The sequence below is a fragment of the Pseudoxanthomonas sp. LjRoot204_2 genome (assembly GCF_056175765.1).
This window is the reverse complement of sequence record NZ_JBGFFG010000094.1, coordinates 1-9,535: the sequence shown is the minus strand read 5'-3', so window position 1 is coordinate 9,535 and position 9,535 is coordinate 1. Positions and strand designations below refer to the sequence as shown.

The 9,535-nt window shown below is 67.0% G+C and carries 8 protein-coding genes and 1 tRNA gene; all 9 read left to right on the top strand.

The genetic code is table 11. The annotated features are described in order from the left end of the window. Positions 1-819, top strand: an 819-nt coding sequence (locus AC04L7_RS06445) for an NADH-quinone oxidoreductase subunit M (protein ID WP_475512712.1), incomplete at its 5' end; no start/stop codon positions are given. A gap of 9 nt (positions 820-828) precedes the next feature. Next, a complete protein-coding gene (gene nuoN / locus AC04L7_RS06440; protein ID WP_299343067.1) occupies positions 829-2,292 on the top strand; it encodes an NADH-quinone oxidoreductase subunit NuoN in 1,464 nt (487 codons plus the stop codon). Positions 2,293-2,425: 133 nt separating this feature from the next. Continuing rightward, positions 2,426-2,502: transfer RNA gene (locus AC04L7_RS06435), tRNA-Met, on the top strand. A gap of 164 nt (positions 2,503-2,666) precedes the next feature. Beyond that, a complete protein-coding gene (gene rimP, locus AC04L7_RS06430; protein WP_435999250.1) occupies positions 2,667-3,287 on the top strand; it encodes a ribosome maturation factor RimP in 621 nt (206 codons plus the stop codon). After that, on the top strand, positions 3,284-4,795 hold the full coding sequence (gene nusA, locus AC04L7_RS06425) for a transcription termination factor NusA (RefSeq protein WP_296282669.1): 1,512 nt from the start codon (positions 3,284-3,286) through the stop codon (positions 4,793-4,795). The genes rimP and nusA overlap by 4 nt, the downstream gene beginning before the upstream one ends. Positions 4,796-4,937: 142 nt before the next feature. Beyond that, complete coding sequence (gene infB / locus AC04L7_RS06420; protein ID WP_475512711.1) at positions 4,938-7,586, top strand: translation initiation factor IF-2; 2,649 nt, start codon at positions 4,938-4,940, stop codon at positions 7,584-7,586. Positions 7,587-7,588: 2 nt separating this feature from the next. Then, complete coding sequence (gene rbfA / locus AC04L7_RS06415) at positions 7,589-7,966, top strand: 30S ribosome-binding factor RbfA (RefSeq protein ID WP_475512710.1); 378 nt, start codon at positions 7,589-7,591, stop codon at positions 7,964-7,966. A 189-nt stretch (positions 7,967-8,155) separates the two neighbouring features. Beyond that, on the top strand, positions 8,156-9,109 hold the full coding sequence (gene truB / locus AC04L7_RS06410; protein ID WP_435999245.1) for a tRNA pseudouridine(55) synthase TruB: 954 nt from the start codon (positions 8,156-8,158) through the stop codon (positions 9,107-9,109). A 152-nt stretch (positions 9,110-9,261) separates the two neighbouring features. Beyond that, positions 9,262-9,522, top strand: a complete 261-nt coding sequence (rpsO, locus tag AC04L7_RS06405) for a 30S ribosomal protein S15 (RefSeq protein ID WP_142124238.1) — start codon at positions 9,262-9,264, stop codon at positions 9,520-9,522. Positions 9,523-9,535 lie beyond the last annotated feature (13 nt).

Genomic DNA, 9,535 nt, shown 5'->3' with positions numbered 1-9,535 from the left:
CCGGACGCACACGTCGAGGCGCCGACCGCCGGCTCGGTCATCCTGGCGGCTATCGCGCTGAAGATCGGCGGTTACGGCCTGCTGCGCTTCAGCCTTCCGATCGTGCCGGACGCCGGCCATGAGTGGGCGATGTTCATCATCGTGCTGTCGCTGATCGCGGTCGTTTACGTGGGCCTGGTGGCGCTGGTGCAGGACGACATGAAGAAGCTGATCGCCTATTCGTCGGTCTCGCACATGGGCTTCGTGACGCTCGGCATCTTCATCGCCTTCAGCCTGGTGCGCGACTACGGCAACCTGGACGGCGCGCGCCTCGGCCTGCAGGGCGCGATGGTGCAGATGATCAGCCACGGTTTCATCTCCGGCGCGATGTTCACCTGCGTCGGCGTGCTGTACGACCGCATGCATACCCGCATGATCAAGGACTACGGCGGCGTCATCAACACGATGCCGTGGTTCGGCGCGTTTTTCATCCTGTTCGGCATGGCCAACTCCGGCCTGCCGGGCACCAGCGGCTTCGTCGGCGAGTTCATGGTGATCCTGGCCTCGTTCCAGCAGCACCCGCTGATCGCCTTCTTCGCCGCTACCACGCTGGTGATCGGTGCGGCCTACACACTGTGGCTGGTCAAGCGCGTGATCCTGGGCGATGTGGCCAATGCGCACGTGGCGGAGCTGAAGGACGTGTCCCTGCGCGAGGCCGTGGTGCTCGGCGGGTTCGCCGTCTGCGTGCTGGCGCTGGGCGTGTATCCCAAGCCGCTGACCGACCTGATGGAGCCGTCGATCGCGCAACTGGCGATGCAGCTCGCCAACAGCAAGCTGTAAGGAAGAACCATGACGACGCCGATGACCATCTCCGCCGCCGACCTGCAGCCGCTGCTGCCCGAACTGACATTGATCGGTGGTGCGTTCGCGCTGCTGATGCTGGACCTGTTCCTCGACAACTCCCGTCGCATCATCACCCACGCGCTCGCCCTGGTGGTCATGGCGGCGGTGGTATGGATGCTGGCGACGGGCGTGGGCGGGCAGGGGGCCGTGTTCAGCGGCATGTTCGTGCGCGACACGCTGGCCGACGTCAGCAAGGTGGTCATCGTCGCGGTCAGCGCACTCTCACTGGTCTATGGCTGGCCGTACCTGCGCGAGCGCAACCTGTACCCGGGCGAGGCCCCGGTGCTGGTCATGTTCGCCACGGCGGGCATGATGATGATGGTGTCGGCGGGCAGTCTGGTGATGGTTTACCTGGGCCTTGAACTGCTGGCGCTGTGCTCGTACGCACTGGTTGCGCTGAACCGCGACGACGGTCTGTCCACCGAGGCGGCGATGAAGTACATCGTGCTCGGCTCGCTCGCCTCGGGCTTGCTGCTTTACGGCATGTCGCTGGTGTACGGCGCGACCGGTTCGCTGCAGCTGCCGGCGATCTTCGATGCCACCGGCGCTGCGCTCGGTGGAAGCAGCGACGCGCGCATGCTGTTGCTGACGGGCGTGGTGTTCATGGTGGCGGGCGTGGCGTTCAAGCTGGGCGCGGCGCCTTTCCACATGTGGTTGCCCGACGTCTACCAGGGTGCGCCGACGCCGGTGACGCTGTTCATCAGCGCCGCTCCGAAGCTTGCCGCGTTCGGCATGGCGTTCCGCCTGCTGCAGGATGGCGTGGGCCCGGCGGCTGCGCAGTGGCAGTGGTTGCTGGCGGGGCTGGCGGCCGCGTCGCTGGTGATCGGCAACGTCATCGCGATCGCGCAGACCAATCTCAAGCGGATGCTGGCGTACTCGACGGTATCGCACGTCGGCTTCCTGCTGGTCGGCTTCGCTGGCGGCGGCGAGGTGGGGTATTCGGGCGCACTGTTCTACGCGATCAGTTACGCCATCATGTCGGCGGCCGCGTTCGGCGCCATCATCGTGCTGTCGCGGCAGGGGTTCGAGGCCGACAGGATCGACGACTTCAAGGGCCTGAATGCGCGCAACCCGTGGCAGGCCGGGCTGGTGCTGTGCGTGATGGCCTCGCTGGCCGGCGTGCCCCCGTTCCTGGGTTTCTGGGCCAAGCTGGTGGTGCTGGGCGCGGCCGTCAACGGCGGCTTCCTGTGGCTGGCCCTCGTCGGCGTGCTGTGCGCCGTGATCGGTGCGTTCTACTACCTGCGCGTCATCAAGGTGATGTATTTCGACGAGCCGGTGGGCGAGCTTCCGCCGCCGCGTGCCGACCGCGTGGTGCCGATGGTGTTCGGCGTCAATGCACTGGCCCTGCTGGTGCTGGGCATCGCCTGGAACCCGATCATGGCGTGGTGCAAGCTGGCCTTCGCGGGCTGAGGTCGGATCCCGCGATCCACGCTGTCTTTCGCCGGCAGGGCGCTGCCGGCACCCGTGATGAACGCGATGTTTCAATTGGGTGCATGGCAAGGCTTGCAATGCACCGGCGTATTCATCATAATTTCGCTTCTGCTGCGGGGTGGAGCAGTCTGGCAGCTCGTCGGGCTCATAACCCGAAGGTCGCAGGTTCAAATCCTGCCCCCGCTACCATGTTTATCCGAGGCCGCCGATACCGGCGGCCAACGAGAAGCCTGGGCACGCAACGACGCATGTTCCCGTCGTTGCACCGACATCCAGCGTATCGGACAAGGGGCCCATCGGGCCCCTTGTTTGTTTCAGCGAATGCAGAACCACGAACCATCGGCAGCGAATCCGTGAGCGACAAGGCCAACGACATCGCCAACCTGCTGGCACCCACCGTCCAGGCACTGGGCGTGGAACTGCTCGGCATTGAATACCTGCCCGCGCCCGGCGGCGCCACCGTGCGCCTTTACATCGATGTGCAGGAAGCCGAGCGCGCCACGCGCCACGTCAACATCGAGGACTGCGAAGCGGTGAGTCGCGAAGTGTCCGCGCAGCTCGACGTCGAGGATCCGATCTCCGGCAACTACACGCTGGAAGTCTCCTCGCCGGGTGTGGACCGGCCGTTGTTCCGCCTGGAGCACTACGCGCGCTTCGTCGGCGAAACGGCCAAGGCCGTGCTGAAGCTGCCGCAGGAGCGTCGCCGTCGCCTGCAGGGCAAGATCACACGCATCGAAGGCGACAGCATCGTGTTCACCGTCGACGACGCCGAGATGACGGTGGCGTTCGACAACATCGACAAGGCGCGGCTGGTCCCCGACTGGGCCGCGCTGGGCCTGGCGCCCGAGAAACCCGGTGGCGGCCGCAAGGCCGGTGCCAAGAAAGCCGGCGACGCCACGCGTGCGCCGGCCAAGAAAGCCAAGAAAAACCCAACCAACCGGCGGCCCGCAAGCCGCGCGCGGAGTGATCAATGAGTAAGGAACTGTTGCTGGTCGTGGACGCGGTGGCCAACGAGAAGGGCGTGCCGCGCGAAGTCATCTTCGATGCCATCGAAGCCGCCTTGGCGTCCGCCGCCAAGAAGCGCTACCTGGATCAGGACGTGCAGGTGCGCGTCACCATCGACCACAAGGACGGCAGCTACGAGACGTTCCGCCGCTGGGAAGTGGTGGCAGACGACGTGGTGATGGAATCGCCCGACCGCCAGATCCGCCTGATGGACGCCGAGGACGAAGCCGAAGGCGCCGAAGTGGGCGACTGGATTGAAGAGAAGATCGAGAACCCCGATTTCGGCCGCATCGCCGCGCAGGCTGCCAAGCAGGTCATCGTGCAGCGCGTCCGCGAGGCCGAGCGCGCCCAGGTGGTCGACGCCTGGAAGGACCGCGTCGGCGAACTGGTCACCGGCGTGGTGAAGCGTGCCGAGCGCGGCAACATCTACGTGGACCTGGGCGGCAACGCCGAGGCCTTCATCCCGAAGGACAAGGGCATCCCGCGCGACGTGCTGCGCGCCGGCGACCGCGTCCGCGGCTACCTGTTCGACGTGCGTTACGAACCGCGCGGCCCGCAGCTGTTCATCAGCCGTGCCGCCCCGGAATTCATGATCGAGCTGTTCAAGCTCGAAGTGCCGGAAGTGGGCCAGGGCCTGGTCGAGATCAAGGCCTGCGCGCGCGATCCGGGCGACCGCGCCAAGATCGCCGTGCTCGCGCACGACACCCGCACCGATCCCATCGGCGCCTGCATCGGCATGCGCGGTTCGCGCGTGCAGGCCGTGAGCAACGAGCTCAACGGCGAGCGCGTGGACATCGTGCTGTGGAACGACAATCCGGCCACCTTCGTCATCAACGCGATGGCGCCGGCCGAAGTGCAGTCGATCATCGTCGATGAAGAGAAGCACTCGATGGACCTGGCCGTGGCGGAAGACCGCCTGGCGCAGGCGATCGGCAAAGGCGGCCAGAACGTCCGCCTGGCCAGCCGCCTGACCGGCTGGCAGCTCAACGTCATGACCGCCGACCAGGTCCAGGCCAAGAGCGAGGCCGAGCAGGCCGTCGCCCGCCAGCTGTTCATGGACAAGCTGGAAGTGGACGAGGAGATCGCCGCCATCCTCGTCAGCGAAGGCTTCAGCACCGTCGAGGAAATCGCCTACGTGCCGGTCGGCGAGCTGCTGGCCGTCGAGGGCTTCGACGAGGACATCGTCGAGGAACTGCGCTCGCGCGCCCGCGACGCCCTGCTGAACGAAGCACTGGCCGAGGAAGAAGGCCTGGAAGGCGACCATCCGGCCGACGACCTGCTGGCGCTGGAAGGCATGGACGAGGAGACTGCGTTCGCGCTGGCCTCGCACGGCGTCCGCACCAGCGAGGACCTGTCCGACCTGGCGGCCGACGAAGTGGTCGAATTCGGCATCGAGGGGCTTGACGAGGGTCGCGCCGCCGCGCTGATCCTGGCCGCCCGTGCCGAAGAGATCGCTCGCTTGGAGCGCGGCGCATGACCGCCCTCCAGGCCCGCCTGGAATGCGGCGCATGAGCCACCCATGAACACCGCCCTGGCACCCGCAGGGCTTAGAATTCCCTCTCTTGAACAGGGTTGCCCCACCACCACCGGGGGGGCGGAATACCCAAACTAGGATCCGAATGTCGCAGCAAACCACCAYCCGCAAGCTCGCTGAACTGGTCAACACGCCGGTAGAGAAACTCCTGGAGCAACTGTCCGAAGCGGGCATGAGCTTCAGCGGTCCCGACCAGGTCGTGACCAGCATGGAAAAAGTGAAGCTGCTCGGCTTCCTCAAGCGCTCGCACGGCAAGAGCGATGCCGCGGTGGATGAAGCTGCGCCCAAGAAGATCACGCTGAACCGCCGCAAGGTGCAGGAAGTCACCGTCGCGGCCGGCCGCAGCAAGACCACGGTCAACGTGGAAGTGCGCCAGAAGCGTACGTACGTGAAGCCGACGGACGCCGAATCGGTGGCGACCAACTGGCAGAGCGAGGCCGATCCGGAGCGCGCGGAAATCCTGCGCAAGCTGGAGGAGTCCCGCCAGCGCAACCTCGACGAACAGCAGCGCCTGGCGCAGGAAGACGCCAAGCGCGCCGAGGAACTGGAGCGCCGCCGGCAGGAAGAAGCCGCCGCGCGCGCCGAAGCCGAAGCTGCGCGTGCACAGGCCGATGCGGAAGCCGCCGCACTGGCCGCCGGTGCCGTCGCTGTGGATGGCGACGAGCCGGTGCGTCCGGCCAAGCCCGCGACCCAGGGCCACCATGTGCCCAAGACGGTCGTGCGCAAGGATCCGCCGCGCACCGACGACCGCAACAACGCCGCTGCCGCCAAGCACAAGACGCGCGGTTCGCACGCGATGGTCGCCGGCGTCGAGGACGACGACAACACCAGCCGTTTCGCGGGCCAGCTGCACCTGTCCGCCGCCGATCGTGCCCGTCGTGGCGCGTCGCGTGGCAAGCCCAAGCCGCCGCGCCGCCATGAGCAGAGCCGCGGTGGCGGTGGTGCGCACGGCTTCGAGCGTCCGACGGCCCCGATCGTGCGCGAAGTGGCGATCGGCGAGACCATCACCGTGGCCGACCTGGCGCAGAAGCTGGCGCTGAAGGGCGGCGACGTGGTGAAGGCGCTGTTCAAGATGGGCGTGATGGCCACCATCACCCAGACCATCGACCACGACACCGCTGCGCTGATCACCGAAGAACTCGGCCACAAGGCCGTGCGCGCCGACGCCAACGACGTCGAGAACGAACTGCTGGCGCATTCGGAGGAGCAGCAGGGCGACAAGGTCGCGCGTCCGCCCGTGGTCACCATCATGGGCCACGTCGACCACGGCAAGACCTCGCTGTTGGACTACATCCGCCGTACCAAGATCGCCAGCGGCGAAGCCGGCGGCATCACCCAGCACATCGGTGCGTACCACGTGGAGACGCCGAAGGGCGTCATCAGCTTCCTCGACACCCCGGGCCATGCCGCGTTCACCGCGATGCGTGCCCGCGGCGCCAAGCTGACCGACATCGTGGTGCTGGTGGTCGCGGCCGACGACGGTGTCATGCCGCAGACCCGCGAAGCCATCCAGCACGCGAAGGCCGCGAAGGTGCCGCTGATCGTGGCGGTGAACAAGATCGACAAGTCCGACGCCGACCCGCTGCGCGTGAAGAACGAGCTGCTGGCCGAAGAAGTGGTCGCCGAAGAGTTCGGCGGCGACACCCAGATGGTCGAGATCTCGGCCAAGACGGGGCAGGGCGTGGACAACCTGCTGGACGCCATCTCCATCCAGGCGGAACTGCTGGAACTGAAGGCCGTGGAAGACGGCCGCGCCAGCGGTGTGGTCATCGAATCCTCGCTGGACAAGGGCCGCGGCCCGGTCGCGACGGTGCTGGTGCAGCAGGGCACCCTGAAGAAGGGCGACTACCTTGTCTGCGGTATCCAGTACGGCCGCGTGCGGGCACTGTTCGACGAGACCGGCAGCCAGCCGCCGTCGGCCGGCCCGTCCATCCCGGTGCAGGTGCTGGGCCTGTCCGGCGTGCCGGAGGCGGGCGACGACTTCGTCGTGGTCGCCGACGAGCGCCTGGCCAAGGACGTGGCGCAGCAGCGCGACGCCAAGCGCCGCGAATCGCGCCTGGTGCAGTCTGCCGGCAGCCGCATGGAAGACATCATGGCGCAGCTCGGCAAGGGCGAAGGCCAGCTCAGCCTCAACCTGATCGTCAAGGCGGACGTGCAGGGTTCGGTGGAAGCGCTGCGCCATTCGCTGGTCGCGCTGTCCAACGAGTCGATCCGCATCAACATCATCAGCTCCGGCGTGGGCGGCATCACCGAGTCCGACGCCAACTCCGCGGTCACCTCGAAGGCCACCGTCATCGGCTTCAACGTGCGTGCCGATGCGTCCGCGCGTCGCATCATCGAAGCCAACGGCGTGGACCTGCGCTACTTCTCGATCATCTATGACGTGATCGACCAGGTGAAGCAGGTGGCGTCCGGCCTGCTGGGCGTGGAGATCCGCGAAGAGATCATCGGTATCGCCGAAGTGCGCGACGTGTTCCGCAGCTCCAAGTTCGGCGCGGTCGCAGGCTGCATGGTGGTCGAAGGCACGGTCAAGCGGAACAAGCCGATCCGCGTGCTGCGCGCCAGCACGGTGGTGTTCGAAGGCGAACTGGAGTCGCTGCGCCGCTTCAAGGAGAACGTCGACGAAGTGCGCAACGGCACCGAGTGCGGCATCGGCGTGAAGGCCTACAACGACGTGCAGCCGGGCGACCAGATCGAGTGCTTCGAGCGCATCGAAGTGCAGCGCACGCTCTGATCATGCCGACCAAGTCGTTCCACCGCACCGACCGCGTGTCCGCCCAGCTCCGCCGGGAGCTGGGTACGCTGGTGCACGAGGCCGTGCGCGAGCACGGCCTGCCGTCGGTCAGCGTGTCCGACGTCGAAGTCACCCGCGACATGGCGCACGCCAAGGTGTTCGTTACCGCCCYGATGCCGGAACGCTCGGTCGAGGCGATGAAGGGCCTGAAGGAACTGGCCTGGGGCTTGCGCATGGAATTGGCACGACGCGTGAAGATGCGTCACGTGCCGGAGCTGCATTTCCACTACGATGATTCCGTCGACCGCGGCGAACGCATCGAAAATCTGCTGCGCGACCTGCCGCCCCCGCCGGCCGACGAAGAGCCGCGGGATCCGTAGCGGAGGCGGCGCCCGGCCCGCGCATGGTCGAGCCCACCGCCGTGCCGTCCGTCGGACGGTCCGCGCCACCGTTGGTTTGCGGAACCCGCTAGCCGCGCTTGCGGGCGCGCGCCATGCTCCTGCTCTTCCCTGCATGCGAAGAGCGTCGCGGGCGTGGCCTGCACTTACGAAAGGAACGCGTTGCTTCCCATGGCGTCGCCCAAGACCAAGTTCCGCGCCCTTGACGGCATCCTGCTGCTCGACAAGCCGCAGGGCATGAGTTCGAACGGTGCGCTGCAGGTCGCGCGGCGCCTGTTCAGGGCCGAAAAGGGCGGTCATACCGGAAGCCTGGATCCGCTGGCGACCGGCCTGTTGCCCCTGTGTTTCGGCGAAGCCACCAAGATCGCCGGATTGCTGCTGGGGTCGCGCAAGGCCTACGACACGGTCGCCGTGCTCGGAACGACCACCGATACCGACGACGCCGATGGCGTCCCGCTGCGCCAGCGCCCGATACCGCCGCTGGATGCCACCACCGTCGCTGCTGCGCTCGCGCCACTGAAGGGTCGTATCCGCCAGCGCGCTCCCATCTACTCCGCGCTGAAGCAGGGGGGCGAGCCGCTCTACACGAAGGCGCGGCGGGGTGACGTCATCGAAGCGCCGGAGCGCGAGGTCGAGGTCCACGGCATCGAGATCCTCGGGATCGCGCCTGATCGGCTCTCCTTGCGCGTGGAATGCGGGTCCGGGACCTACGTGCGCAGCCTGGTCCGTGACCTCGGCGAGGCGTTGGGGTGCGGCGCCCATGTCGGGGCCCTGCGGCGCCTCTGGGTCGATCCGTTCATGCAGGCGCCCATGTATACCCTGGAGGCGTTGCAGGCGTTGGCTGAACAAGGGGGCGACGCTGCCCTGGAGGCCTGCCTGCTGCCCATCGAGTCCGGTCTGGCCGGCTTCCCGCGGGTCGAGGTGGATGCTGTCGGTGCACGCCGGTTGGCGCAGGGGCAAAGGTTGCGGGGGTATCCACCCAGCGAGGTCCCGGTGGCGATCCACGGGCCGGAAGGACGCGTGCTGGGCCTCGGGACGGTCGATGCCGAAGGCACGCTGTCGCCGCAGCGGCTGTTCGCCTGGGCGGTGGCCGGCACCGCCGTGAAGACGGATCGCGCGCAATAGAACCTTGTTTCACAAGGACCCGGAGGCTACACTACGCCGCCGGTTTTATGCCGGTATCTCGTTCATTTCCCAGCTTCATCAACGGCGAGCCAGGCGGTGCGCGCGGAGGACACCCGCGTTCCTGCAGGCCACGCATCCACCAGAGAAAACGCATGTCCATCGATACCCAGAAAGTCATTGCCGACAACGCGCGCGGCGCCAACGACACCGGTTCGCCGGAAGTCCAGGTGGCCCTGATCACCGCCCGCATCGAGCACCTGAGCGGCCACTTCAAGACCCACAAGAAGGATCACCACAGCCGCCGTGGCCTGCTGCAGCTGGTCAATCGCCGCCGCAGCCTGCTTGACTACCTCAAGAAGAAAGACAACGAGCGCTACAAGACCCTGATCGAAAAGCTCGGTCTGCGTCGCTGATATACCCCCGACC

Excerpts from the sequence above, each read along its gene's own strand:
- rpsO (WP_142124238.1), top strand. The coding sequence starts at position 9,262 with ATGTCCATCGATACCCAGAAAGTCATTGCCGACAACGCGCGCGGCGCC.
- truB (WP_435999245.1), top strand. The coding sequence starts at position 8,156 with ATGGCGTCGCCCAAGACCAAGTTCCGCGCCCTTGACGGCATCCTGCTG.
- nuoN (WP_299343067.1), top strand. The coding sequence starts at position 829 with ATGACGACGCCGATGACCATCTCCGCCGCCGACCTGCAGCCGCTGCTG.
- nusA (WP_296282669.1), top strand. The coding sequence starts at position 3,284 with ATGAGTAAGGAACTGTTGCTGGTCGTGGACGCGGTGGCCAACGAGAAG.